Origin of the sequence: Bradyrhizobium sp. USDA 327 (assembly GCF_041262065.1) — a bacterium.
In the GTDB taxonomy this organism is placed as follows: domain Bacteria; phylum Pseudomonadota; class Alphaproteobacteria; order Rhizobiales; family Xanthobacteraceae; genus Bradyrhizobium; species Bradyrhizobium liaoningense.
Genome location: NZ_JBGCCW010000001.1, coordinates 724,526 through 748,981, shown reverse-complemented (window position 1 = coordinate 748,981; position 24,456 = coordinate 724,526). Strand labels below are relative to the sequence as shown.

Here is a 24,456-nt window from a genome sequence, read left to right as displayed (position 1 = left end):
GGTGTTGAAGGGTCGGCATTTGCTCGTGCACTCCTCGATATATAATCGGCGATCGTCACCCGCGAGGCCCTTGCCTTCACGTCCTTGCGACACTCCTTATCGAAATGAACGGCGGGAGCGCGCGCATGGTGCGCTCCCGCTCGCAACGAATGCGCGCGATCAGAAGATCTTGACCGCGCTCTCCAGCGTCTTCCAGACACCCCAGGCGAGCGGAATGCCGACGAAGGCCCAGAACAGCGCCGCCTTGGCGTCGAGCCCGCCGAAGCCGATGCCGTAGGAGCCGTGCGGGCCTGCGGCAGCCGCGCTGGCGCTCGCGGCCTGGAGCTTGGCGACGTCGGCATCGCTCATGTGCCACTTCGAATCGACGGGCTTGATCAGGTAGTTGCAGATCAGGCCCGCGACCAGCATGGCGCAGAGGATGTACATGGTGGTGTTGTAGAGCTGGTCGCGGGGAACGCCGGCCGCGAGCTGGAACTCGCGAATGTAGTTCACCACGACCGGGCCGATGATGCCCGCGGTCGACCATGCCGTCAGCAACCGGCCATGGATGGCACCGACGAACTGGGTGCCGAACATGTCCGCGAGATAGGCCGGCACGGTGGCGAAGCCGCCGCCATACATCGACAGGATGATGCCGAAGCCGAGCACGAAGAGCAGCTTCGAGCCCATCGCCGCGAAGGTCGGGGCCAGCGCGTAAAGCACGATACCGAGGATGAAGAACGTGTAGTAGGTGTTCTTGCGTCCGATCTTGTCCGACAGCGAGGCCCAGAAGAACCGGCCCCCGATGTTGAACAGCGACAGCAGGCCGGCGAAGCCTGCGGCGATGGCCGCGATCTGCGCCTTCTGTCCGGCATCGAGCTGGTTGAAGCCGATGTCGGGCAGGCCGATCAACTTGCCGGCGAAGATTTCCTGAAGCATCGGCGAGGCCATGCCGATCACGCCGATGCCGGCGGAGACGTTGAGGCACAGCACCCACCAGATCAGCCAGAACTGCGGCGTCTTGTGCGCGTCATTCAGGTGGACGTTGTTCTTGGAGATCATCGCATTGGCCTTGACCGGCGCCGTCCAGCCCTCGGGCTGCCAGCCGGTCGGCGGAATGCGATAGCGGAACGCGCCGATCATCATAAACACGAAGTAGATGACGCCCATCGCAACGAACGTCTCCCAGACGCCGACCGAGGTCGGGCTCTTGAAGTAGTTCATCAGGAGATTCGCCAGTGGCGCGCCGATCATGGCACCGCCGCCAAAGCCCATGATGGCCATGCCGGTCGCCATGCCGCGGCGATCCGGAAACCATTTCACCAGCGTCGACACCGGCGAGATGTAGCCGAGGCCAAGACCGACGCCGCCGATCACGCCCGAGCCCAGCCACATCAGCCAGAGCTGGTGGGTGTAGATGCCGATCGCGCCGAGAAACAGGCCGCCGCACCAGCACAGAGCGGCGACGAAGCCGGCCTTGCGCGGACCGACCCGCTCGAGCCAGCCGCCCCAGATCGCGGCGGAGACGCCGAGCAGCACGAAGAACAGCGTGTACATCCAGCCCAGGCTGGCGACCTTCCAGTCGCAGCTCGTGGTGAAGAGCTCCTGCCACAGCGACATGTCCGGACAGGCCTTCGGCGCCGTGATCCCGATCGCACGCGACAGCGGAAGCCAGAACACCGAGAAGCCGTAGGCCATGCCGATACAGAGATGGATGCACAGCGCCGCCGGCGGCACCAGCCAGCGATTGAAGCCGGCCGTCGCGATCGTGCGTTCACGATCGAGGAAGCCGGACGCACCGACCGGTGCAAGAACAGTATCGGCAGTCGTCATAAGCATTACCTCCCAAGCGCGGCCTTGCCGGCACATCGGTTTGAGACCGGCCTTGCGCGAGCTCGGCAGCCGCGCATGACAGGTCGGACTTCATGCCGAAGCGGAATAATCTGGTGCGCATCGCGTCATGTACGCCGAGCAAGCAGCCGATCGCGGGCTGTCCCTTCGCCTCGCAAGCAGCGTTGCCGTGACGGCTATCGCGCCCTCATCCCCCCTCAACACCCTGTCTTGAGATGAGCAACGCGCGTGCCAGAAGTCGCATCGTGACGATTCAACGACTTCCCGCAGCGCAATGTGCCGCACCGGACAGAATGTCCTGGAAGCCTCGGACAAAATGTCCAATCAGGCCGCTTCCGGCAGCCACACCGTGAATGTACTTCCGGAGCCGACGCGGCTTTCGGCGGTGATCTGTCCGCCCTGTCGCTCGATCAGCGTCTGGCTGATGGAGAGGCCCAGACCGGTGCCTTGCCGCCGCTTCGTGGTGAAGAAGGGATCGAATATCTTTTCGATCACCTCAGCGCTCATGCCGATGCCGGTGTCGGCGACCTCGATGGCGACGCCTCGATGGCCGTCGCGCTCGGCATCGAAGGAGCGGAGCGTCAGGGTTCCGCCGTCCGGCATGGCGTGGATCGCGTTGACGATGAGATTGACCAACACCTGCTGCAGCTCGTTGCGGTTCATCAGCACGAGCCGGTTGGCGCGGTCATCCCTGACCACGGCGATCTCGGTCTTGTTCAGAAGATGCTGCACCAGCGGCAGACAGTCGGAGATGACGCTGGCCGGCGCATGGCGCTCGACATAGCCGGCATATTCCTCCGGCCTTGCAAACTGCAACAGCTTGGTCACGATCTGGCTGATGCGGTGAATCTGCTCGTCGAGCAGGCGAAACTCGACCTTCGCCCTGTCGGCATCGGCCCCGAACACGCTGCGGATGACATCGAGATTGCCCTGCATCACCGCGATCGGATTGTTGATCTCGTGCGCAACGCCGGCGGTGATTTCGCCGATCGCAGCCAGCTTCTCGGACATGATGAGCTGCTTGGTGGTTGCCTCGAGCTTGAGATTGGCGTGCTCGAGGTCCCGGGTGCGCTCCCGCACGCGGACGTTCAGTTCCTCGTTCCACTCCCGGAGCTGTCGGTCGCGTTCCTGGATCTGGTCGAGCAAGCTGTCCAGATGAACCGCGACGCGGCCGATCTCGTCACCCAACACCGGCATCCTGGTGCGGGCGGAGAGATTCCCGCGCTCCACCTCGGTGATCGTGGCGGTGACGCGCTCCAGCGGCATGAAGATGGAGGTCGCCCAGCGCAGGAAGATCGGCACGGTCGCGGCGGTGATCGCGATGAACGCTGCGACGATGATGACCAATGTCTGGTACTTGGCTTCGCTGAACGGCTTCTCCAGGAAGCCGACATAGAGCATGCCGACCCGCTTGCCGTAACTATCGACCAGCGGCTCGTAGGCGGAGATGTACCAGTCATTGACCACGAAGGCGCTGTCGAGCCAGGTGCGCCCCTCGCCCAGCACGGCCGAGCGCACCGCCGCCGACACGCGCGTGCCGAGCGCGCGCCGTCCCTCGAACAGGCGGACGTTGGTCGATATCCGCACGTCGTCCAGGAACAGCGTCGCGGTGCCCTGGCTGCCCTCCGGCAGGCTCGCCGCGCGATAGACGAGATCGTTGATCGTGTCGATGAATTCCAGATTCTGGTTGAGCAGGGTGCCGCCGACCAGCGCAGCGGCGCCACCGTCGGGTAGCATCGCCCGACTCGCCGCATGTACGACCATGCCGCGCGTCTCCGTGCTGCGGTCGGTCGGCACCGCGTTCGGGGTCGGCACGAGGTCCAATCGCGCGCGCTCGGCCAGGGCCGGCGAAATTGCGGCGAGCTCGTCATTGCCGAAAATGTCGACGCCCGTCGCAGGGACCTGGCCCGACAGCGCCGACATGATGATCGGCCAGTCACTTCTCGGTTGATGCTGCAACGGCGGCGATGAGGCCAGGACGTCGCCGCGACCGTTGGTCAGATACAGGAAATCGAGACCGATCTCCCTGCGGGTCTCGTCGAGCAGATCCTGCAGGGAGCCGCGCGCCTCCGGCGCCAGCACCTCGTGGAAGCGAGCCGACAGGCTGAGCGCCCGGATCTGGACGCCGGTCTTTTCCAGGATGCGGGCAAGATATTGGTGGGCGATGGTGAGATCGCCGTTCACCTTGGAGATCAGGGTCGCGTCGAATTTCGCGTTCCAGCGATAGATCGCAACGCCAAGCAGGAGCGGCAGGATGACCAGCATCGGCAGCAGCGCGATCGCGAGCAGCCGGAAGCGGACGGAGCGTCCCCGCACGGGCTCGCCGCTGCGGCCGGCAGCATCAGACATCCCACAACGCGCATTTGCGGTCGATGGTCTTGCGCGAGATACCGAGACGCCGAGCCGCCTCCTCGCGGTTGCCATTGACCTCCTTCAGCACGCCGAGAATGTGACGGCGCTCGAGTTCCGCAAGACTGTCGGCAGGCGCCGACTGACCGTTGTTGCGGGGACCGGCGAAATCGTCGGGGAAGGCGCCGAGGATCAGCGTGCGCTCGATCAAATTGCGCAGCTCGCGCACATTGCCCGGCCAGTCATAGCTTGCGAGCGCCGCCCGCACCGAGGCGTCGATCGGCACCGGCGGCATGCCGAGCTGCACCGACAGCTTGCTCATGAAGATGGTGGCGAGCTCCTGCACGTCGTCGCCGCGATCTTTCAGGAGCGGCAGGCGAATCTGCATCACGTTGAGCCGGTAGAACAGGTCGGCTCGGAAGCGGCCCTTCTCGACCTCCTTCTGAAGCTCGGCATTGGTCGCGAAGATGAAGCGCAGGTCGACCGGAACTTCGCGCTCGGAGCCAACCGGACGGACGCGGCGGTCTTCGAGCACGCGGAGCAGCTTGCTCTGCATCGGCAGCGGCAGCTCCCCGATCTCGTCGAGGAACAGCGTGCCGCCATGGGCATACAGGAACAAGCCCTCGCGGCCCGAATCGGCGCCGGTGAAGGCGCCCTTGATGTGTCCGAACAGCTCGGCCTCGATCATGTCCGGCGGGATCGCCGCGCAATTCACCGGCACGAAGGGCTTGTCGGCGCGATCGGACAGCGAGTGGATCGAGCGCGCTGCCACTTCCTTGCCAGTGCCGGATTCACCGGTGAGGAGAATCGAGGTCGGCAGGCGCGCGACGCGCGCGATGGTTTCACGCACGCGCAGCGTCGCTGCCGACTGTCCGATCAGATTGTCGCGCAGAAAGGTGCGGTCGGACGAGGCACGCAGAGCATAGCGCAGGACATAGTTCTCGCGCTGGAGACGGACGCGGTCGAGGCATCGTGCCACCGCGTTGAGGATCTGATTGGAGCGGAACGGCTTGAGCACGAAATCGGCCGCACCGGCGCGCAAGGCCTGGATCGCGGTGTCGAGGTCGGCATAGGCGGTGATCAGGATGGCATCGGCGAAGAAGCCGACGGCGCGCTGCTCGGCGAGCCAGTCGACGCCATTCTTGCCTGGCATGATGTTGTCGAGAATGACGACGTCGTAGCGGTTGGAATCGAGCTTGCGCGAAGCCTGGTCGGTATCGGCCGCCTCGTCCACCAGCTTGCAGCGCGGCGCAAGCGTGCGCACCAGGAAGTTGCGCATGCCCGGCTCGTCGTCGACGATCAGGATGGAGGCCTGCGCCAGCGCGCTGAACTCCGGCCCTGCGGCCGTCTTGCCGAGCTTGACGTCAGGCTCGCGTCCCACCGCGGAGTTTGCGGTTGCGCTTGCCCTCGATGTTGAGAAAGTCATGCCCGATGTCTTAGGTTTGAGAATCTTGGGTTTGAGAAACTTGGGTTTGAGATCATCCACCGCAATAATCGGCGTCTTTCGCATTGCAGCGAAGCTCCGGCCGTTCCCCCGCAGGCGCAGCATAGTCAAACGTCGCCGCCGTGAACATTCGCCTTTTTACAGGGCGCCGCTCTTTTCGACCAGGAACACGATGCGCGCCTCGTTGCGCTCGGTGATCTCGACCTTGTCGCCGGTCTCGCGGATCAGGTTCGGAATGTCAATCACCGACAGGGGATCGGTGCAGTGAACCTCGAGCTGATCACCCGGCTGCAAAGGCTTGAGCGCCTTGCGCGTCTTCAGGGCGGGCAGCGGGCATTTCAGTCCGGTGAGATCGAGCATCGTTCTGGTCATGGCTGCAACATGGCGGGACCAGTCGATCGCGTCAACCAAAGGCGCCTAGAGCAGACCGGCGTAGGACAGGAAGCCGACGTCCTGCCCCGGCTCGACATTCGTGATGCCCTCGCCGAGCTCGACGAGGCCGTCGGTCTCGACCAGCGAGGACAGCAGCCCGGCCCCTTCGCGCGGAAACTTGATCGCCTCGAGCGCACCGTCCTGCGCGCGCCGCAGCGAAGCGCGCACATATTCGCGCCGGCCGGCCTTCTTCCTGTAAGCAAACGCCGCGCGCAACGGGATGGGCGTCAACGGCTCCGGCAAGCCGCCCGCGAGCGCCAAGACCGTCGGTCGCACCACATGGACAAACGTCACGAAGCTCGCGACGGGATTGCCGGGCAATCCGATCAGCGGCGTGCCGCCGATGATGCCCATCGCCACGGGACGTCCGGGCTTGATCGCCATCCGCCACAGCACCAGCGAGCCGATGCTCTCGACCGCAGCCTTGACGTGATCCTCCTCTCCGGTCGAGACGCCGCCGGTGGTGAGGATCAGGTCATGGTGACCCGCGACCTGCTTCAAGCCGTTCGCGAGCGAACTGCGTTCGTCGCGCAGAATGCCGAGGTCGCTGACCTCGCAGCCGAGCCGGCGCAGCATCGCCAGCAGCATGAAACGGTTGGAATCGAACAGCTGCGAGGCGGCGCGCGGTTCGCCGGGCGACGCCAATTCGTCGCCAGTCGAGAACACGGCGACACGGATGCGCCTGACGACCTCGAGCCCCGTCAGACCGAACGCGGCGGCAAGGGCGACATGCTGCGGTCGCAAGCGCTGGCCGGCGCGGAGCGCGACGTGACCTTGCGGAATGTCCTCGCCTGCGGGACGGACATTGGCGCCGGGCTTCAACCCCGGCGGCAGCACGATCCTGCCGGAATCGTCGATGCGGACGTCCTCCTGCATGAAGACGGTGTCCGCATCGGGCGGCATCGGCGCGCCGGTGAAGATGCGCGCGGTGTGACCGGGCTTGATCGGCGCCTGTGCAAGGCCGCCGGCCTGGATGCGACCGTCGAGCGGGAACGCCCGTTCGGCGCTTTCCGGAAGATCGGCGTTGCGCACGGCGTACCCGTCGACGGCGGAGTTGGTGAACGGCGGCAGCGGCAAAGGTGCGGCCACATCGCGCGCGAGCACGCGGCCGTCGGCATCGACCAGCGCCACGGTTTCGAGATCGACAATCGCGTTGACGCGCGTCGTGATGAGGCCAACGGCTTCGTCGACCGACATCATAGGGCCGCCGAAGGCAAAGCAATCGTCCGATAGTTGCGCCATGGTGCCTCGTCAGCGTATCGCGGCGCTCTTTGCCACCGCTTCCTCGACCGGCATCGCCGCGCGCAGCAACAGTTCCGCGGCAGCCGCGATATCGTCGAGATGGACAGTCGGCAGCCTTGTGTCAATCGCGACGTCGCTCGCGATCCCGGCAATCCCGGGATCATCGGGAAACAGCAGCGGCTTGCCGTTGCCGGCGCGGTGCACCTCGATCTTGCGGTGCGGCTCACGCTTGAAACCCTCGACCACGACGAGATCGACGGCGGAAAGCTTGCCGAGCAGCTCCGGCAGCCGCGGCTCCGCCGCCCCGCGCAGCTCGTGCATCAGGGCCCAGCGGTTCGAGGAAGCGACCAGCACCTCCGCCGCGCCGGCCTCACGATGGCGCCAGGAATCCTTGCCGGGCACGTCGACGTCGAACTGGTGATGCGCATGCTTGATCACGGAAACGCGCAAGCCTTGCGCATTGAAATGCGGGATCAGCCGCGTCAACAGCGTGGTCTTGCCCGCACCGCTCCAGCCCGCAAGGCCGATGACTTTCATAAACGTTCGACTCCGCCAACGGCTCGCTGGCCGATGGAACCTGCGGCCTCTCCCCGTCATTGCGAGCGCAGCGTGGGAGTCCGGATTGCTTCGCTGCGCTCGCAAAGACGACAAAGCGGCATTTCGTTATCTCCCCGCCATGCATATATCGGCTTGACCCGAATGTCATGCTAACCTCGCTGCCATGATGAAGATCGACAAAGCCCCGGTACCCCTGATCATCCCCAACCCCGACGACCCGCGCCTGACCCAGAGCGTGACCGGGACCGACCAGACCGGCGCCAGGGTCGAGATCAAGGTCCCGATGGAGCGGCCATTGACGCTCTACCTGAATGCCCAGGAGATCGTCACCATGATGACGATCGGCGACTATCCCGAATATCTGGCGCTCGGCTATCTGCTAAACCAGAACATGCTGAAATTTAGCGACGTGGTCACCGAGGTCGAATACGACGACGACCTCCAGGTGGTCGTGGTGCGCACCGCACATCACACCAATTTCGAGGCCAAGCTGAAGAAGCGCACGCAGACCTCAGGCTGCGCGCAGGGCACCGCCTTCGGTGATCTCTTGGAGGCGGTCGAGAGCGTCGCGCTGCCGAAGGCGGAGCTGCGCACCTCCTGGCTCTACCAGATGACGCAGACCATCAACACCATGCCCTCGCTCTATCTCGAGGCCGGCGCGATCCATGGCTGCGTGCTGTGCAAGGAAGGCACCCCGCTCTGCTACACCGAGGACGTCGGCCGCCACAACGCCGTCGACAAGATCGCGGGCTGGATGTACCGCCACGGCGTCGAGCCTGGCGACAAGATCCTCTACACCACCGGGCGTCTTACCTCGGAGATGGTGATCAAGACGGTCCGCATGGGCATTCCGATTCTGGTGTCGCGCTCCGGCTTCACCGCCTGGGGCGTCGATCTCGCAAGGCAGGTCGGGCTGACGCTGGTGGGACGCACCCGCGGAAAGCGCTTCATCGCGCTCGCAGGCGAGGAGCGCATCGTCTACGACCAGAACCTTGCCTATGTCGAGGAGGAGTCGGCCAAGCACAAGCGCAAGGGTGAAGGTGGTGACGACTAGGGTTCCGGCAACGAGCGTTCCTTCGACTCTCGGCGTGCTGCTCGCCGGCGGTCTCGCGCGGCGCATGGGCGGCGGCGACAAGCCGATGCGCACCATTGGCGGGCGTACCATCCTGGAGCGCGTGATCGCGCGCCTTTCGCCCCAGTGCAGCGGGCTGATCCTCAACGCGAACGGCGATCCCGCCCGCTTTGCTGCGTTCGGCCTGCAAGTCGTCGCCGACGACGTGCCCGGCTTTCCCGGTCCCCTCGCCGGCATCCTCGCTGCGCTCGACTGGACCGCGACGAACCGGCCGGAGACCGAATGGGTGGTCAGCGCCGCCGGCGACTGCCCGTTCCTGCCGCGCGATCTCGTCGCACGGCTGCATGACGCACGCGCGCGTGAGAATGCGCAGCTTGCGGTCGCCGCGTCAGGCCAGCAGTCCCATCCGGTGATCGGGCTGTGGCGCGTCGCCTTGCGTGAGGAGCTGCGCCACGCGCTGGTCGTCGAGGACCTCCGCAAGATCGACCGCTGGACCGCACGCTATCCGCTCGCAACGGTGACGTGGCCGGCGGAGCCGCTCGATCCGTTCTTCAATGCCAACACGGTCGAGGACATCTCCGAAGCCGAGCGCCTGGCGGCGCTGGATGAGGCATCCTAGCAACTTCAAGATTTCGGAAACTCGTTGAGCAGCTGCGACCAGATGATCGCGAACGCGATCAGGCCGCAGAGGCCGACGACAATGGTGAACCGCGGCAAGCGGCCGATGGCGATCAATAGCCAGGCCGGCACGAAGAACAGCATGAAGATCATGCCCAGCGGAAACACCGCGAGCCATTGAAAGCCGCTGCCGTCACCGGGCGGGACATGAGCGATGAAGTAGAACGTGTAGAGCCAGAACAGCGTGCCGGCCGCTGCGACGAGTGCAGCAATCTTGCGGAAATTTGCGGATGTTGACGCGGTCATGATCTGGCTCACGTCCCTTGGTCGCTGCGGCGGCCGTCTGAGTTCATGGCCCTCGACCAGACCGCTCCGCTGTGGCCGCCGGCGGCACCACCAGCCCCGTCACCATAGACCCTGCTCGTGCCGGTCCTTTCCTCCAGCCAGATGTTGGCGCGCGAGGTCTCCTGCAAGGTTGCTACGCGGGCCGAAATCCGGCTCGCTCGAGTGCCGCGCGCGCCTCGTCCGAGCCGAGTGCGTCGAGAAAGGCCCGCACGGCTGGCCGGTCTTTGCGCGCCGTCACCAGTGCGAAGTCATAGTGCTCTTCCGCCAGCGGTATGAAGCCGAGGCCGACCGCATGGGCGACCGGCGCGATGGTCATGCCCCAGTCGGCGCGGCGCTGGGCGACGGCCGCCGCGACCGCATTGTGCGAACGCGGCTGGTTCCAATAGCCTTCCGGCCGCAGGCCGCCGAGCAGCCGGTCGATCAGGATGCGTGTGCCGGCACCCTGGTTGCGGTTGACCATGATGCAGGTGGAGTCAGCGAGCGCGGCAGCGACCGCATCCTTCGCGTTCAGGCCCTCGAAGCGCGTGTCGCCCTTGCGGAACACAATGCCCTGCATCCGCCGCCAGCCGGGGACGAGCTCGAGCCCCTCGACGAGATAAGGTGTGTTGTAGGTCTCGCTTCTGTCGTCGAACAGGTGGATCGGCGCGAGGTCGCATTCGCCGCGCCTGGCCGCCGCAAGCCCGCCGAGGCTGCCGACCGCGATCGAGCGCACGGTCAAGCCGGCATGCGCGAGCGGTGCGGTGACGAGATCGAGGCCGGTGCAATGACTGCCGACGATGACGAGATCGGGCACGCGCACATGCGGCGTGAACAGCGTCACCTCTGCTTCGGTCCCGGCCGGCATCTGGTCCGCCAGCGCATCGATGCGCAAGAAACCGTCCGCCTGCGCAAATGACGTGATCGCGCCGGACCCCTTGCCGGAGGGATAGGCGATCAGGCTATCCCTGCCCTGGACCAGCGAGACCATGATGAATTCGGTGCGGCCGAGCTCGGAGGCGATGCGCACCGGCACGCTTGCGTTGACCTTCGCATCGGAGCGGGGCGGCAGGCCGGCCATCCTGCGCAGCACCGGCACGATCATGTCGTGGAAGGTGAACATCGCCGAGGTCGGAAAGCCCGGCAGGATCACCACTGGCTTGCCGTCGCACACCGCAAGGCACAGCGGCTTGCCGGGCTTGAGCGCAACCCCATGCGCGACGATGCCGGGTGCGCCGAGCCGGCCGATGATGCGATGGGAGAGATCGCCCGCGCCTTTCGACGTACCGCCCGACAGCACCAGCATGTCGGAGTCCGCAAGCGCGCGGCGCATGGCCGCTTCGAGCCTGGCTTCATCGTCGGGAATGGCACCGAGGAAGATGGCCTCGCCGCCATTCTCGTCGACCGCGGCCGCGACGATGGCGCCGTTGGTATCGTAGATTTCGGCAGGCGCGAGCGGCTGGCCGGGCTGAACCAGTTCGTCGCCGGTGGAGATCACGGCAACCCGCGGCTTGCGCACGACACTCACCTCGGCAATGCCGCAAGCCGCCAGCATGCCGATCTCACGCGAGCCGATGAGGGTGCCGGCGCGCAGCAGCGCCTCGCCGCGCGCGATGTCGGATCCGGCGTACGAGACGAATTGCCCCGGCGAGACGGCGCGACGGACGTCGATCGCATCGAGGCCTGCCGGCTGGGTGTGTTCGACCATGGCCACGGCATCGGCGCCGCGCGGCAGCGGACCGCCGGTGGCAATCGGCGTCGCGGTGCCGGCCGCCACCTGCAGTCTCGGCGCGGTGCCGCAATGAATGGTCTCGCCATTCAGCGCGAGGCGCGCGGGCGCGCCCTCGCCGGCCGCCGCAAGATCCGCGGAGCGCACGGCAAAGCCGTCGACATTGGACCGGTCGAACGGCGGCACGTCGATCGGCGCGGTGACATCTTCGGCGAGTGCCGCACCGAGCGCAGCAGCGAGCTTGCGCGATTCGCTCGGAAGCGCGCGCGGGAACAAGGCCGCCTCGAAGCGCGCCAGGGCCTCCTCGCGCGAGAGTATCCTGAGGAACTGCTCTTGCTCGAGCGCGCTGCGGTCCGGTGATTTCGGGATCATCGTCATGCCAGGACCCATATCACTCCCGCAACAGATGGGCATCGACCGGCGTACCTGCCGCAAATCCCTCGTGACTGGCGGGAATGAGCAGCCATGCATCCGCACGGGCAATGGCCTGGAGCGGCCATTCGCCCACGGCAAGCGGCATCCAGGCGCGATGTTCCCCGGCCAGCAAAGCCATCTCGGCGATGCCGACACTGGATGCGATTTTTCGCGCGAGCGGCAGGGTCATCCGCTGGCGCGGCCGACGCGCCGACAGACGATCGACGAGCGGCAGCACGAGCGCGAGCCAGGCCGCAAGCGCATGATCGGGCGAGCCGGGCAAGGCGACGACGGGAACCTGTCCGAGCCGTCCGGCCGCGGCAGTGCGTCCGGGCGCGAGCGCAAGGCCGTGCACCATCACCTCACCGCGCCGGGCCAGGGCCGTGATGGCGGCGTCCTGCCGGCCAACCCCGCTGCCGCCGATCGTCAGCAGAAGATCGCAAGAGGACGCATCGAGCACATCGGCAATCGATGCTTCGTCGCGTGCTCGAGCGTGACGCGTCTCGACGTCGAGTCCCGCCGCCCGCGCGAGCCCGGCGACCATATGCATCGTTGCCGCTGCGCCCGGAACATTGACAATGTGCAGCCGGGGCCGCCGCACGCCGAGCTTTTCCAGACCCGCAACGCGCGCCATCAAGAGATCGGCCGCACCGACCGGATAGCCCTCGGCGCCGGCAGGCGCGCCTTCCGCGATGTCGCTGCCGGCGCGCCGGACGCCCTGTCCGGGCACGCCCTCCGCCAGCACCTGCACGAGCGGCCCCGACACCTCCACGGCATCGGCATCGAGCACACAGTCGGATCCTGCCGGCATCGCGTCGCCGGCCTCGACCCACACGGGCGCGCTTGTCAAAGGCAGCGGCGAATAAGAGGACGCGCCGACGAGACCGTTGGCGCGCAGCGCCCAGCCGTCCGCGGCGGCGATGTCGTGGGACGGGCGGGCCGCGAGCAGCGGCGTGCCCGCCGCGATACAGCCGGCCGCTTCCGCCAGTTGCAGCTCCACCACTGCACGCGGCTCAAGCCCGTCCAGCAACGCGGCGAGGGCGGTGTCGAGCGGCGTCAGCGATGGTGGCAGGCGCTGGGTCATGCGCCATGATGGACCATGCATCGCCCGCTTTGGCAACCGCCGGCGATGCGGGCGTCAGCCGCCCGACCTGTCCGAGTTGGGGAAGAACAGTTGCTGCCCGTCGACCTTGTAGCCGGCGATCGCCGTCTGCCCCTCCGGCGATGTCAGCCAGTCGATGAAGGTCTGCCCGAGGTCTTTCTTCACGTTCGGAAACTTCGCGGGGTTGACCAGCATCACGCCGTACTGGTTAAGCAGCCGCCTGTCGCCTTCGACGACGATGTCGAGATCGCCGCGATCCTTGAAGGCGATCCAGCTGCCGCGGTCCGCCAGCACATATGCATTCGCGGCGCGCGCCGCGTGGAGCGCCGAGGCCATTCCCTGCCCGACCTCGCGATACCAGGCGCCCTTGGCGCCGGCGATGTCGATGCCGGCGACGATCCACAGCGCGAGTTCCGCGGCGTGGGTGCCCGACCGATCGCCACGCGTCACGAACGGCGCGCCCTTGGCTTCGATCGCCTTCAGCGCCGTCGCGATGTCCTTGCCCTTCACGCCCGCGGGGTCGCTCTTCGGCCCAATCAGCACATAATCGTTGTACATCACGTCGTAGCGCTTCACGCCAAATCCGTCCGCGATGAATTTCTCCTCCTGGGGCCGCGCGTGCATCAGCACGACGTCGACCTCGCCCCGTCGTGCCCCATCGAGCACTTCGTCGGCGCGCCGCGCGATCACGGTGACGACGATGCCGGTCTTGTCGCGGAAGATCGGCAGCAGATGATCGAGCAGGCCGGACTCCTGCGTCGCCGTGGTCGTGGCGAGGACGATGGCGCGGTCTTCCGCGGATGACGCCGCAACGCCCGCGGCAAGCCCGCAGAGAAGCGCAAATACAACGGACAGGCGGCCCATGATCGGGGTTCCCCTTGGCTATGATGCGATCATGATGATGAGCGATTGCGCCGCACTCGTGACGCGCTTGCGCGCGGCCTGGCCGGGAAATTTCGGCAACGCCGCCGAAGCGCGCCTCGCGAGCGATTGATTCAGGATCGTTCACCAAAGCAGAAGACGCGCGTGCTGATGTATTGCAAAGCGGCGAGATGATCGGGCATGGTTCCCGCCGACAAAAAATCTGAAATGCAGAATTCCACCTGCGTCGGGCGTCAAAAAGAAGCAATAATTTGCATAGGAATGCAGGATGGAATTCCTGACGACCAGCGAAGCCGCCGACTATCTTCGGCTCGGCGAACGCAAGCTTTACGAACTCGTCACCACCGGTGCGATCCCCTGCACCAAAGTGACGGGGAAATGGCTCTTCCCGCGACACGAACTCGACCTCTGGGTCCTGTCGGGACTGGCACGTCCGGCCGGCATGATGATCGCGGAGCCGCCGCCGGTCGTCGGCGGCAGCCAGGACGAACTATTGGATTGGAGCCTGCGCGAATCCGGCTCTGGCCTGGGATCGATGAGCGAGGGCAGCGCGCGCGGGCTCGAGCGCCTGCAACGCAACGAGGTGATGGCTGCGGCGGTGCACTTCCACGCCTTGACCCCCTCCGACGATCTCGCCAGCGACGCCAGTATCGAAGCCCTGCGGGCCACGCCGGACCTGCATGATGTGGTGCTGGTCGCGTTCGTGCGCCGCGAAGAGGGTCTGGTGCTGCCGCACGGCAATCCCAAGCGGCTGCACAGCCTGACCGACGTGCTCGCACTCGGCGCCCGGATGGCGATGCGGCAACAGGGCACGGGCGCGCAGATGCTGCTCGACGTGCTCCTGAAGCGCGCGGGCGCCTCGACGCGCGATTTGCGCCGGATCGAAACCGCAGCCCTGACCGGGCCGGATCTTGCCGAACTGGTCCGCGCCGGCCAGGCCGATTGCGGCATCGCGACGCGCGCGGCGGCGCGCTCGGCCGGTCTCGATTTCGTGCCGCTGGTCTGGGAGAATCTCGACCTCGCGATGCGGCAGCGCAGCTATTTCCGCCCGGCGATGCAGGCCGTGCTCCGCTTCCTGAACGACCGGCGGCTGCACCAGCGCGCCGATGAGCTGACCGGTTACGATCCCTCGCCGGCAGGACAGATCCGCTTCGCAGCCTGACATTGACGCCCGCCCCCGAATAGTTGCAAAAGAAACCAATTCAGCCGGGCCGTACCCGGACGCAACGCCGGCCAACGAGCCGGCTCAGGGGAGGACAAACGTGAATCCAACCAGATTTGGACTGCCGGTCGCGGCTGCCTTGGTGACGGCATTGCTGCCGGGTGCCGCAATGGCGCAGGTCTCCGACGACGTCGTCAAGATCGGCGTGCTCACCGACATGAACGGTCCCGCCTCCGCGCCGACCGGCCAGGGCTCGGTCACCGCGGCGCAGATGGCGATCGACGATTTCGGCGGCACCGTGCTCGGTAAGCCGATCAGCATCGTGATCGGCGACCACCAGCTCAAGGCCGATATCGGCGGCACGATCGCGCGGCGCTGGTACGACGTCGACCAGGTCGATCTGATCGTCGACGTTCCGGTCTCCGCGGTCGGGCTCGCGGTGCAGAACGTCGCCAACGAGAAGAAGCGGCTGTTCATCACCCACTCCACCGGCACCGCCGATTTCCACGGCAAGTTCTGCTCGCCTTACGCGATCCAATGGGTGTTCGACACCCGCGCGCTCGCGGTTGGAACCGCGGATGCGGTGGTCAAGCGCGGCGGCGACAGCTGGTTCTTCATCACCGACGACTACGCCTTCGGCCACTCGCTGGAGCGCGATGCGTCCGCGGTCGTCACCGCCAATGGCGGCAAGGTGCTGGGCTCGGTACGGCCGCCGCTGGCGACCCCCGACCTCTCCTCCTTCGTGCTGCAGGCCCAGGCCTCCAAGGCCAAGATCATCGGCATTGCCGCCGGTCCCCCCAACAACATGAACGAGATCAAGACCGGTTCGGAATTCGGCGTGTTCAAGGGCGGCCAGCAGATGGCGGCGCTGCTCGCGTTGATCACCGACATCCACGGACTCGGCCTGCAGGCGGCGCAGGGCCTGCTCCTGACCACGTCGTTCTACTGGGACATGGACGACAAGACCCGCGAATGGTCGAAGCGCTATTTCGCCAAGTTGAACAAGATGCCGTCGATGTGGCAGGCCGGCGTCTATTCCAGCGTGATGCACTATCTCAACGCCATCAAGGAGACCGGCACCGACGATCCGCTCAAGGTCGCCGCCAAGATGCGGGAAAAACCGATCGAGGACTTCTTCGCGCGCAACGGCAAACTGCGCGAGGACAATCTGATGGTGCACGACCTCTGGCTGGTGCAGGTGAAGACGCCGGAGGAGAGCAAATATCCGTGGGACTATTACAAGATCCTCACGACCATCTCCGGCGACAAGGCGTTCGGCCCGCCGGACCCGGCCTGTGCGATGGTGAAGAAGTGACGGTGTAGCCGGACACACATAGGTCGTCATGCCCGGGCTTGACCCGGGCATCCACGTCTTTCTTCGGCGCGGTGGCGCGTGGATGGCCGGGACAAGCCCGGCCATGACGAGTGTGGGCGTGCAGCAGCGTGCTACTTCATGGCGCCGATCTCTCGGAAGTACTTTGAGACGCCCGGATGGATCAGCTCGGCCTTCGGCGCGGCCGCGACCGTGTTCGCCGCATTGGTCTCGCAGGCCTGCGCGAGCTTCCTGCAGAACGTCGCCTCGACGCCGTGCAGCGTCTTCGCGAGCCGATAGGCGACATCGTCAGGCAGATCCTCGCGCGTGAGGACAAAACTCCAGGAGCCGAGCGAAGCGATCGGCGCGGTCTGGTTCGGATAGCTGCCCGCCGGCACGGTGAGCGGCTTCAGGAACGCGTGCCTGGCGCGGATGCGCGTGATCTCTTCGGCATTGGGCGCGATGAAGCGCGCGCCTGCCGCGCTCGATGCCACCGCGGCAAAGCCGGGCCAGCCGATGCCGGCGCCCCACAGCGCGGCGACGCGGCCATCCTCGACCATCGCCGGGCCGTCGCCGGCGCGGTCGAGATAGACCGCCTTGAAGTCCTCGTCCTGCTTCAGGCCGAGCCCGTCCAGCACATAGCGCGCCAGGATTGGCAGGCCCGAGCCCTTGGCGCCGAACGCGACGGGTTGTCCGACGAGATCGCGGATCGTCCTGTAGGGACTGTCCGCGCGCACCACGAACATGCCGGGGTTGGAATAGATCGCCGTGAGGATCTTCAGCCGCACGGGTGCGCGGCCGATGCCGGCAAAGGCCTCATAGGCCGGCTCGCCCGCGACCAGCGCGAGATCGAGCTCGCCCTTCTCCAGCAGCGGGATGTTCTCGTTGCTGCCCCTGGTGTTGCGCGGGACGATGGACATTTGCGGATCGGCCGCGTTCATCACCTCGGCAAAGGCGTTGCCATAGAGCGGGAAGCCGCCGCCGGGCGTCGCGGTCCCGAGGCTGATAGTCAGGCTGATCGTCGTGGTCGGAATGGCCGTGCCTCCGGTTTGGCCGGCAGCGGGACTTGCGAGCAGCGCCGCACCGAGAAGGGTCATCGCGAATCTCATGGTCGCTCCCGGCGGACCTGCGTCAACACCGACTTGCGACGATATAGGCAGCGACCCGATTTTGTGAAAGCATGCAGCCAACGACAATAAAGCAATGGGAGACGTCATGGTGCGAATTTTGCGTCACGGTTTGTTCGGGCTCGCAGTCCTCTTAGGTCTTTTCAGCACCACCCCTCCCGCCTCCGCCGCCTATCCCGACCGTCCCGTGCACTGGCTGATCGGCTTTTCCGCCGGCGGCCCGGTCGACATCGTGGCGCGGATCATGGCGCAGTGGCTGTCGGAGCGGCTCGGCCAGCAGGTCATCGTCGAGAACCGCACCGGCTCCGGCGGCAACATCGCCGCCGCCGCCGCGATCAATTCGCCGCCGGACGGTTACACCCTGCTGTTCGTCGCGCCCAACAACGCGATCTCGACCTCGCTCTACAAGAAGCTGCCGTTCGACTTCCTGCGCGACACCGTGCCGGTCGCGAGCATCATGCAGCTCACCAACATGCTGGTCGTCTCCAACGCGTTTCCCCCCAAGACCGTTCAGGAGTTCATCGACTATTGCAAGGCCAATCCCGGCAAGATCTCCTTTGCCTCGTCCGGCAACGGCACCTCGGTGCACATGTCGGCCGAGCTGTTCAAGGTGATGACGAAGTGCGACATGGTGCACGTGCCCTATCGCGGCTCGGCCATCGCCTTCCCCGACATCATCTCCAACAAGGTGCAGCTGATCTTCGACAACCTACCCTCGGCCATGGAGCAGGTGAAGGGCGGCAACGTCCGCGCGCTCGGCGTGACCTCGCCGCAGCGCTGGCCGAGCGTGCCCGACGTGCCCGCGATCGCCGAGACCGTGCCGGGCTTCGAATCGGTCGGCTTCTACGGCATCTCCGCACCGAAGGGCACGCCGCCCGAGGTGATCGAGATCCTCAACAAGGCCGTCGGCGAAGCGCTGAAGGACCCGAAGCTGGTGGCAAAGCTCGCTGAGACCGGCGGCATCCCAAAGCCGATGACGCCGGCCGAGTTCGGCAAGCTGGTCGCAAGCGAAACCGAGAAATGGCGCAAGGTCGTCGAGTTCGCCGGGGTCTCGGTGGACTAGGCAGCGGCCCCCTCGCGGGATCTGTCGCTCGCCGGCACAACGTTCGAGGGGGCCAACAGGCCCTCTCAAAACAAAAAGTGCGAAAACAACCCCATGCACAGTAGAAGAAGTGTGCAATCACAGCGGGTTACGGAAGCGTCAAATAGGCCGCGGCCGGATGATCGCCAGGGCCGTTTGACTTGTCGGGCAAAACAGTGGCAGAATGCGACTATTCCGAATTCCGCGATCGTCCGATCATTCGCCGCGCCGCGTGTTCCGCGCAGCACCGGCGGCTGCCCTCGATAAGGGCCACTCACTTTGCCGCGCTTTCCAGGCGTACACCGGGGATCCCTTCGCCTTGAAAACGCTTGAGGATTGCACCCCCGCCTCGGGCCCTGTAAACGAACCGCGCACCGTTGCCGGCCGCGACCAAAGCGGCCGCCTCGCGGCGGGGCCTGTAGCTCAATGGTTAGAGCCGGCCGCTCATAACGGTCTGGTTGCAGGTTCGAGTCCTGCCGGGCCCACCAGTTGCCCCGCCACTATGCGGACACTTTGAAAGCGACTCGATCTCCGCCTTGAACGACTCAATCTCGTTCTCAGAACGACTCGATCTCATAGAGGCCGAAGCGGATTATGCTCCACGATCCGGCCTACGCTGCGCTCTCAAGCACGGCATATGGACGAGGTGATTCCCTGAGCGCAAGCGCGTCATCATGGGCATTCAGGCAGGAGCCCGCGCCCCTGCTGGTGAAGTTCGAGCGGCCGGCGCTGGCCCGCAGATGCAGGTAGATTGAAGCGCATGCCCATCCCGGAACGGTCGTCCTGGCAGCAATCTTTTCGATTGTTCGACGATCATTGCCGATGGTGCGCAACCACCGCGGCGTGATCGTTCGACGAAGCATTGATCCGCAATTGATCGGAAAGTATTCTGGGAAGAAGAACTGTTCGTCTATTGAACAACGAGTGTTGAGGGGGATGCAATGGCCTGCAAGTTGGCGACACTCGCGACGCTTGGCGCACTAGTGCTGATAGCAGGCGCTCCTTCGACAGTGGCTCAGCCGCTGGACCTCGGAGCGCCCGACCTCGTTCTCGTCAACGGAAAGGTTCTGACGCTCGACGAGCAATCGAGCGTGACCGAGGCGATCGCAGTTCGGGACGGACGAATTCTTGCGACAGGGACTAGCGCATCGATCCGGTCGCTTGCCGGCGCGCGCACGCAGGTACTCGATGTCTCCGGCAAGACCGTGGTTCCCGGTCTGATCGACACCCATGCCCACTTCAAGGCTGCCGGTCTTGCGGATTACGTCGTCAATATGAGCCGTGCGAGGACGGTCGCCGACGCACTCGAAGCCATCAAGACATTCGCAGTCAAGAAGAAGCCGGGCGAATGGATCGTGGGTGGCGCGTGGCATCCCCCGTCGCAACTTGCGGAGAAACGCTATCTGACACGGCAGGAGATCGATAGCGTCGCTCCAGATAACCCGGTTTATTTGCGAACCGTCGGGCATTTCTCGATGGCGAACACGAAGGCTTTGGAAATCGTTGGTGTCGACAAGACCACCGCCGATCCGAGTGGCGGCTCTTTCGAGCGCGATTCGACCGGCGACTTGACTGGCGTCCTCGTCGAGACGGCGATCGACCGCGTCGAGAAGGCCGTTCCGCCATGGACGGAAGAAGACGAGATCAGACAATTCATGATCGCCGAAGGCGCGCTCAACAGTTTTGGAATCACAAGCGCAGTCGAAGGTGCGACGGAAGCGCGCGACGTCCGCATCCTGCAGAAGATCGCGGCGTCTGGCAAGGCGACCCTGCGAACAGGTTTGATGTTCCGGCCAGAACCGCCCGCCGATCTTAGCTCGTGGGAAGCCGTCATGTCGGGGAACGGCGCCTCGTCCGGATTCGGCGACGACTGGGTCAGGTTTGCCGGCATCAAGATCTTCTACGATGGCGGCATGACTCTGAAGACGGCGCTAATGCGCGATGTCTATCCTGACTCTCACGACAACTACCACGGCGTCGCCCAACAGACCCCCGAGCGGCTGACGAAGCTCGTCTCGATCTGTAACCGCTTCGGTTGGCGTGTGGGGGTTCATGTCGTTGGCGACCTCGGCATCGACCAGGTTCTCGACGCGTTTGAAGCAGTCGACAAGGAAAAGTCGATCCGGGATCGTCGTTTCGTTCTCATTCACGCGAGTCTGATCAGGCCGGAGCAGATGGAGCGTGCGCGCAAGCTCGGGGTCAGAGTGGATTTCCAGAACGTGTTCATGTGGGACAAGGCCGCGACGGTCGAACGCTTCTTGGGTCGGCCTACCGCCGACCGCGCGGTGCCGACTAAGACGTTGATCGCGACGATGGGGCTTGACAGTCTTGGTGCCGGCACCGACTTTCCCGTCAACCCGATTAACCCGTTTCTCAACATGTACATCATGGTGACCCGAAAGGATCCCAAGGGAAGCGTGTACGGATCCTCGGAAGCCATCAGCCGTGAGCAGGCACTCCGGCTCTATACGTCTGCAGCTTCGCGCTACACGTTCGATGAAGGGCGGAAGGGAACGATCCAGTCCGGGAAGCTTGCCGACTTCGCGGTCCTTTCCGCGGACTACATGGCCGTACCGGAGGAGCAGATCAAGGACATAAAGACGGACATCACGATCGTCGGCGGCAGGGTTGTGTTCCAGCGCTGAAGTACAGTGAGCTCGAAATTGAAGGAAATACGGACCGCTGGTCGGTCCTCTCACTTCGAGGGCGCGAAGGGCTGGGGCCAGCTAAGGGGCGCTTCTGTTGAAAGGACGCAGGTAGATCAGTGATTCAGTCTGTCTCGTTGGCAGGACTGAAGATCATGATGGGGCATCGGCAAGTCGAGCAGGCCGCTTTGTTCCACGAGTTCTAGGGTCCAGACTCAATTGAGCCAATATGCGACGAGAGCGGCGAGATGAACAGCGGCCAAAAAATTACGGGCGAGCTTGTCATATCGCGTGGCGATGCGCCGGAAGTCCTTGAGCCTGCAAAAGCAGCGTTCGATGACATTTCGTCCTTTGTAGGCGCGTTTGTTGAAGCGATGGATGACGACACGGTTAGATTTATTGGGGATTACGGGCTTGGCGCCACGACGAATGATTTCGCCGCGAAGCTTGTCGCCATCATACCCTTTGTCGGCGAGGAGCACGCTCATGGGTGGCGCGAGCGCCAGGACATCGGGAGCCGCAGCGATATCGGCATCCTGGCCTGGAGTCAGATGCAGGACGACCGGCCGGCAGAGCGGATCGCTCAGCGCATGGATTTTTGTCGTGCGGCCTCCGCGCGAGCGGCCGATTGCTTGATTGTGCTCCCCCCTTTTCCGCCGGAGGCACACCGGTGAGCTTTAATCGAGGTCGAGTCGAGCGACAGTACGACGCCGTCTTCGCCAGGCTTGGCCAGCGCTTCGAAGATTGCGCACCATCGTCCTCGCTTGGCCCAGCGATTGAAGCGATTGTAGATCGTCGTGTAAGGGCCGTATTCACGTGGACAATCACGCCATCGTGCACCCGATTGCAGCATGTGAATGATGCCGCTGACGATGCGTCGGTCGTCGTCCCGATCCGGCCCCGTCAGTCCCCTCGGCAGATGCGGTTCGATACGCGCCCATTGCCTGTCGTTCAGCCAAAACAAACCAGCGCGCATTCTCTCGCCCCCGAATCAACACGTAGGCAAGAGAATCACGTGGCGCTATTTAGGTACAGACCCTAGTACATCCCACCAGCAACAGGCTCGCGCGGGAGAAGGGATTTACATCAATGGCCCCGCGATCCCTCACCCCTCCACCCGCCACAGCCTCCACCGTTCCGGCACGCCCTTGAGCCGGTGCACGCCGTGATCCCTCAGGCTGATCTGCGCCTGCGATGTCATCAGCTCCTTCACCGCGCTCGACACCAGCACCTCGCCGGCGCGCGCTTTCGCTGCGACGCGGGTGCCGATGTGGAAGGCGAGGCCGACCATTTCGCCGCCGCTGATGGTGTATTCGCCGGCGTGCAGGCCGACCCGGATCTCGAGGCCGAGCGTGCGCATGGCTTTCTGGATCGCGGTCGCGCAGGCGATGCCGGCGGCGGGCTTCTTGAAGGTCGCGAGCACGCCGTCGCCGGTGGTCACGACCTCCTTGCCGCCGCACGTCTTCAGCTCCTTGCGGACCGCGGCATAGTAATGGCCCATCACCTTGGTCCAGCGCGCATCGCCGAGCTTGGCGGCCTTCGCGGTGGAGCCGACGATGTCGACGATCAGGATGGTGGCGAGCGCCTGCTTGAGCTCGGCGCTGCGTGCGGCCGAGGGGCTCCGGTTCGCGATGGGTCCGGTCAGCGGCTCATAGCGATGGTTGCGGCGCCGCGCGATCGCGGCTCTGGTGTAGTCCTGCGCGCGCTGCGCGCTGCCGCAACGAACTGTCTTCTCCTGCGGCAGTCGCGACCAGTAGACCTTGCGGCCGGCACCGGCGCCATGCACCTCCACGGCGCCCCACTTCAGGAAGACCGCCGAGCCAACGCGCCTGACGCACCACGCCTTCGACGTGTACCCGGAGACGTTCGACTGATGGACACCGATGCGAAGGAATTTCGGCATGAATGTGCGGCCAAAGACCGTTTGGGCGTAGCTTGTCGCAAAACCTAGTCGCACAACCCGGCGTTGGCAACCGGACTCCCAATCCGCCCCCCCGCCCTGCAGAGCAATCGCAGGTGGAAGCGACGTCCCTGTGGCCATCCTTCGAGACGCCCGCCGTTGGCGGGCCCTCAGGATGAGGACGGAGTGCGCGGCAGCAGTTTCAGCGGGCACCGATGCGCTTGGCTTCTCCCTGAGAAGATGCCATTTGCGATTGCCCTGCACTGCGCCCCCAGGCTGGCAGCCTAAATTCCTCTGCCGCCCTGTTTGCCGATCGTGCAGCGCCACCCGGCCAGACGTTCGGCCGGATGCTGCGCCATCCATTCGGCGAGCTGCGGCGCGCCGATCAGGCAGGACTGCATCGTCACATCCGCGAAGTCCGAGGTCGTGACGATCTGTTCATGACAGTCCGTCGGAGACGAGAGGCTGCAGAGCACGGCGATGATCCTGATCATCTCACGTCAGCTCCTTCGACCAATCGTATTCGGGCCTGGCCGCCGAGCGCGCCGCCGGTTTGGCGGCATCGACGCTCGAGGCCTTTTCGGCGCGGCGCTGATAATCATCGGCCAGCAGCTTCAGCCGCGTCGCGACCACCTCGTCGGTCATGCTCATCGCAGCGCGCAGCAGGCTCTGCGCCGTTTCCATGTATTGCTTGCCTCGTCGTGACATCTGCAGGGTCATGGCATCCTCGCGTGGTTCTCTGGAGATATTTCGAAGGCGATCGGGACACGGCCGAACCAGTCGCGGTCATCCCGGCGGCGGGTCGCGAAACGTTCGACACACTTCTTCGAGCAGAGAGGCTTGCGCCACGCGTAATACCTGACCAGGCCGAACCGGCCGTCGCAAACGGCGCAGCGCCCGGTTCGACCATGAAGATTTGCGGAGCAGGTTGGCATTGACGTCTCCTCTCGTTGTCGCGCCTGATGTCGCCGATCACCTCTTCTGCTGCACCGGGGCTTGCCTCGCCTCCCGATGACGCGGGCGGCATTCGTCGTCTGAGCCGCCAACGAAACCAGTCTACGAGTCCTGCGCGGCGATCTCTTTCACCAAGGCGCCCTCAATTGCGCATCCGCACGACGCCCGGCCCGGCACATGACGGGCCGGCTAACGCCGGCCTGCCCGGCGCGGCGTCCGTCGGCTGGAGGAGGCGCAGTGAAAAGCGATGTGCTATCCTCCTGCGGGGGCGGCAGGAGAGAG

The 24,456-nt window shown here is 65.1% G+C and carries 22 protein-coding genes and 1 tRNA gene; 8 read left to right on the top strand and 15 right to left on the bottom strand.

Annotated elements, in window-relative coordinates; all coding sequences use genetic code 11:
- Nucleotides 1–159 precede the first annotated feature (159 nt).
- The 6 genes from ABIA42_RS03270 to mobB form a co-directional block, all read right to left on the bottom strand.
- Complete coding sequence (locus tag ABIA42_RS03270) at nucleotides 160–1,812, bottom strand: OFA family MFS transporter (RefSeq protein WP_370115548.1); 1,653 nt, start codon at nucleotides 1,810–1,812, stop codon at nucleotides 160–162.
- A 342-nt stretch (nucleotides 1,813–2,154) separates the two neighbouring features.
- Nucleotides 2,155–4,179, bottom strand: coding sequence for a cache domain-containing protein (locus ABIA42_RS03265; RefSeq protein ID WP_370115550.1), 2,025 nt, complete (start codon nucleotides 4,177–4,179; stop codon nucleotides 2,155–2,157).
- Nucleotides 4,172–5,605, bottom strand: coding sequence for a sigma-54 dependent transcriptional regulator (locus tag ABIA42_RS03260; protein WP_271526828.1), 1,434 nt, complete (start codon nucleotides 5,603–5,605; stop codon nucleotides 4,172–4,174). Before ABIA42_RS03260 ends, ABIA42_RS03265 begins: the two co-directional genes overlap by 8 nt.
- Nucleotides 5,606–5,761: 156 nt before the next feature.
- A complete protein-coding gene (locus ABIA42_RS03255) occupies nucleotides 5,762–5,995 on the bottom strand; it encodes a sulfurtransferase TusA family protein (protein WP_271526829.1) in 234 nt (77 codons plus the stop codon).
- Nucleotides 5,996–6,040: 45 nt separating this feature from the next.
- The gene (gene glp / locus ABIA42_RS03250; RefSeq protein WP_370115553.1) at nucleotides 6,041–7,297 is read right to left on the bottom strand and encodes a gephyrin-like molybdotransferase Glp; all 1,257 of its coding nucleotides are present in this window, start codon (nucleotides 7,295–7,297) and stop codon (nucleotides 6,041–6,043) included.
- A gap of 9 nt (nucleotides 7,298–7,306) precedes the next feature.
- Entirely contained in the window at nucleotides 7,307–7,834 is a 528-nt protein-coding gene (mobB, locus tag ABIA42_RS03245) for a molybdopterin-guanine dinucleotide biosynthesis protein B (protein WP_028181370.1), read from the bottom strand.
- Nucleotides 7,835–8,018: 184 nt separating this feature from the next.
- Here mobB and ABIA42_RS03240 point away from each other — a divergent pair, with 184 nt between their 5' ends.
- Both ABIA42_RS03240 and mobA read left to right on the top strand, forming a co-directional pair.
- Nucleotides 8,019–8,909: a formate dehydrogenase accessory sulfurtransferase FdhD gene (locus ABIA42_RS03240; RefSeq protein ID WP_370115555.1), complete on the top strand. Its 891-nt coding sequence runs from the start codon at nucleotides 8,019–8,021 to the stop codon at nucleotides 8,907–8,909.
- The gene (gene mobA / locus ABIA42_RS03235; protein WP_370115557.1) at nucleotides 8,890–9,546 is read left to right on the top strand and encodes a molybdenum cofactor guanylyltransferase MobA; all 657 of its coding nucleotides are present in this window, start codon (nucleotides 8,890–8,892) and stop codon (nucleotides 9,544–9,546) included. Before ABIA42_RS03240 ends, mobA begins: the two co-directional genes overlap by 20 nt.
- 5 nt (nucleotides 9,547–9,551) lie before the next feature.
- Here the strand turns inward: mobA and ABIA42_RS03230 are convergent, their stop codons facing one another.
- The 4 genes from ABIA42_RS03230 to ABIA42_RS03215 all read right to left on the bottom strand — a co-directional run bounded on the left by ABIA42_RS03230 (nucleotide 9,552) and on the right by ABIA42_RS03215 (nucleotide 13,975).
- The gene (locus ABIA42_RS03230) at nucleotides 9,552–9,851 is read right to left on the bottom strand and encodes a hypothetical protein (protein WP_271526833.1); all 300 of its coding nucleotides are present in this window, start codon (nucleotides 9,849–9,851) and stop codon (nucleotides 9,552–9,554) included.
- A gap of 172 nt (nucleotides 9,852–10,023) precedes the next feature.
- Complete coding sequence (locus ABIA42_RS03225) at nucleotides 10,024–11,973, bottom strand: molybdopterin biosynthesis protein (protein ID WP_370115559.1); 1,950 nt, start codon at nucleotides 11,971–11,973, stop codon at nucleotides 10,024–10,026.
- 13 nt (nucleotides 11,974–11,986) lie between these two features.
- Nucleotides 11,987–13,093: a molybdopterin-binding protein gene (locus tag ABIA42_RS03220; protein ID WP_271526835.1), complete on the bottom strand. Its 1,107-nt coding sequence runs from the start codon at nucleotides 13,091–13,093 to the stop codon at nucleotides 11,987–11,989.
- 54 nt (nucleotides 13,094–13,147) lie between these two features.
- Entirely contained in the window at nucleotides 13,148–13,975 is an 828-nt protein-coding gene (locus tag ABIA42_RS03215) for a substrate-binding domain-containing protein (RefSeq protein ID WP_271526836.1), read from the bottom strand.
- Here ABIA42_RS03215 and ABIA42_RS03210 point away from each other — a divergent pair.
- The 3 genes from ABIA42_RS03210 (at nucleotide 13,974) to ABIA42_RS03200 (ending at nucleotide 16,470) form a co-directional block, all read left to right on the top strand.
- The gene (locus tag ABIA42_RS03210; protein ID WP_271526837.1) at nucleotides 13,974–14,105 is read left to right on the top strand and encodes a hypothetical protein; all 132 of its coding nucleotides are present in this window, start codon (nucleotides 13,974–13,976) and stop codon (nucleotides 14,103–14,105) included. The two genes, ABIA42_RS03215 and ABIA42_RS03210, sit on opposite strands and share 2 nt — an antisense overlap.
- Nucleotides 14,106–14,261: 156 nt before the next feature.
- Nucleotides 14,262–15,155 (top strand): helix-turn-helix transcriptional regulator, encoded by an 894-nt coding sequence (locus ABIA42_RS03205; protein WP_271526838.1) that lies wholly within the window; start codon nucleotides 14,262–14,264, stop codon nucleotides 15,153–15,155.
- A 100-nt stretch (nucleotides 15,156–15,255) separates the two neighbouring features.
- Nucleotides 15,256–16,470: an ABC transporter substrate-binding protein gene (locus tag ABIA42_RS03200; RefSeq protein WP_370115563.1), complete on the top strand. Its 1,215-nt coding sequence runs from the start codon at nucleotides 15,256–15,258 to the stop codon at nucleotides 16,468–16,470.
- 131 nt (nucleotides 16,471–16,601) lie between these two features.
- On the opposite strand, the gene ABIA42_RS03195 is transcribed toward ABIA42_RS03200, so the two are convergent.
- The gene (locus tag ABIA42_RS03195; RefSeq protein WP_370115565.1) at nucleotides 16,602–17,576 is read right to left on the bottom strand and encodes a TAXI family TRAP transporter solute-binding subunit; all 975 of its coding nucleotides are present in this window, start codon (nucleotides 17,574–17,576) and stop codon (nucleotides 16,602–16,604) included.
- A 106-nt stretch (nucleotides 17,577–17,682) separates the two neighbouring features.
- On the opposite strand from ABIA42_RS03195, the gene ABIA42_RS03190 reads away from it, so the two are divergent.
- From ABIA42_RS03190 to ABIA42_RS03180, 3 genes are all read left to right on the top strand, one after another.
- Nucleotides 17,683–18,657, top strand: a complete 975-nt coding sequence (locus ABIA42_RS03190) for a Bug family tripartite tricarboxylate transporter substrate binding protein (RefSeq protein WP_370115567.1) — start codon at nucleotides 17,683–17,685, stop codon at nucleotides 18,655–18,657.
- Nucleotides 18,658–19,087: 430 nt separating this feature from the next.
- A tRNA-Ile gene (locus ABIA42_RS03185) sits at nucleotides 19,088–19,163 on the top strand.
- 453 nt (nucleotides 19,164–19,616) lie between these two features.
- Entirely contained in the window at nucleotides 19,617–21,320 is a 1,704-nt protein-coding gene (locus tag ABIA42_RS03180) for an amidohydrolase (protein ID WP_370115569.1), read from the top strand.
- A gap of 215 nt (nucleotides 21,321–21,535) precedes the next feature.
- On the opposite strand, the gene ABIA42_RS03175 is transcribed toward ABIA42_RS03180, so the two are convergent.
- The 4 genes from ABIA42_RS03175 to ABIA42_RS03160 form a co-directional block, all read right to left on the bottom strand.
- A protein-coding gene (locus tag ABIA42_RS03175; protein WP_110115998.1) for an IS5 family transposase occupies nucleotides 21,536–22,296 on the bottom strand; the annotation gives its coding sequence in 2 pieces (ribosomal slippage) (nucleotides 21,536–21,957 and nucleotides 21,957–22,296; 762 coding nt in all).
- A gap of 129 nt (nucleotides 22,297–22,425) precedes the next feature.
- Complete coding sequence (locus ABIA42_RS03170) at nucleotides 22,426–23,223, bottom strand: adenylate/guanylate cyclase domain-containing protein (RefSeq protein ID WP_370115571.1); 798 nt, start codon at nucleotides 23,221–23,223, stop codon at nucleotides 22,426–22,428.
- 281 nt (nucleotides 23,224–23,504) lie between these two features.
- Entirely contained in the window at nucleotides 23,505–23,714 is a 210-nt protein-coding gene (locus tag ABIA42_RS03165) for a hypothetical protein (RefSeq protein ID WP_028180976.1), read from the bottom strand.
- Nucleotide 23,715: 1 nt separating this feature from the next.
- Nucleotides 23,716–23,940, bottom strand: a complete 225-nt coding sequence (locus ABIA42_RS03160) for a hypothetical protein (RefSeq protein WP_271526844.1) — start codon at nucleotides 23,938–23,940, stop codon at nucleotides 23,716–23,718.
- Nucleotides 23,941–24,456: the final 516 nt, after the last annotated feature.

Excerpts from the sequence above, each read along its gene's own strand:
- ABIA42_RS03270 (WP_370115548.1), bottom strand. The coding sequence starts at position 1,812 with ATGACGACTGCCGATACTGTTCTTGCACCGGTCGGTGCGTCCGGCTTC.
- ABIA42_RS03265 (WP_370115550.1), bottom strand. The coding sequence starts at position 4,179 with ATGTCTGATGCTGCCGGCCGCAGCGGCGAGCCCGTGCGGGGACGCTCC.
- ABIA42_RS03260 (WP_271526828.1), bottom strand. The coding sequence starts at position 5,605 with ATGACTTTCTCAACATCGAGGGCAAGCGCAACCGCAAACTCCGCGGTG.
- ABIA42_RS03255 (WP_271526829.1), bottom strand. The coding sequence starts at position 5,995 with ATGACCAGAACGATGCTCGATCTCACCGGACTGAAATGCCCGCTGCCC.
- glp (WP_370115553.1), bottom strand. The coding sequence starts at position 7,297 with ATGGCGCAACTATCGGACGATTGCTTTGCCTTCGGCGGCCCTATGATG.
- mobB (WP_028181370.1), bottom strand. The coding sequence starts at position 7,834 with ATGAAAGTCATCGGCCTTGCGGGCTGGAGCGGTGCGGGCAAGACCACG.
- ABIA42_RS03240 (WP_370115555.1), top strand. The coding sequence starts at position 8,019 with ATGATGAAGATCGACAAAGCCCCGGTACCCCTGATCATCCCCAACCCC.
- ABIA42_RS03230 (WP_271526833.1), bottom strand. The coding sequence starts at position 9,851 with ATGACCGCGTCAACATCCGCAAATTTCCGCAAGATTGCTGCACTCGTC.
- ABIA42_RS03225 (WP_370115559.1), bottom strand. The coding sequence starts at position 11,973 with ATGACGATGATCCCGAAATCACCGGACCGCAGCGCGCTCGAGCAAGAG.
- ABIA42_RS03220 (WP_271526835.1), bottom strand. The coding sequence starts at position 13,093 with ATGACCCAGCGCCTGCCACCATCGCTGACGCCGCTCGACACCGCCCTC.
- ABIA42_RS03210 (WP_271526837.1), top strand. The coding sequence starts at position 13,974 with ATGATCGGGGTTCCCCTTGGCTATGATGCGATCATGATGATGAGCGAT.
- ABIA42_RS03215 (WP_271526836.1), bottom strand. The coding sequence starts at position 13,975 with ATGGGCCGCCTGTCCGTTGTATTTGCGCTTCTCTGCGGGCTTGCCGCG.
- ABIA42_RS03205 (WP_271526838.1), top strand. The coding sequence starts at position 14,262 with ATGGAATTCCTGACGACCAGCGAAGCCGCCGACTATCTTCGGCTCGGC.
- ABIA42_RS03195 (WP_370115565.1), bottom strand. The coding sequence starts at position 17,576 with ATGAGATTCGCGATGACCCTTCTCGGTGCGGCGCTGCTCGCAAGTCCC.
- ABIA42_RS03190 (WP_370115567.1), top strand. The coding sequence starts at position 17,683 with ATGGTGCGAATTTTGCGTCACGGTTTGTTCGGGCTCGCAGTCCTCTTA.
- ABIA42_RS03180 (WP_370115569.1), top strand. The coding sequence starts at position 19,617 with ATGGCCTGCAAGTTGGCGACACTCGCGACGCTTGGCGCACTAGTGCTG.
- ABIA42_RS03170 (WP_370115571.1), bottom strand. The coding sequence starts at position 23,223 with ATGCCGAAATTCCTTCGCATCGGTGTCCATCAGTCGAACGTCTCCGGG.
- ABIA42_RS03165 (WP_028180976.1), bottom strand. The coding sequence starts at position 23,714 with ATGATCAGGATCATCGCCGTGCTCTGCAGCCTCTCGTCTCCGACGGAC.
- ABIA42_RS03160 (WP_271526844.1), bottom strand. The coding sequence starts at position 23,940 with ATGACCCTGCAGATGTCACGACGAGGCAAGCAATACATGGAAACGGCG.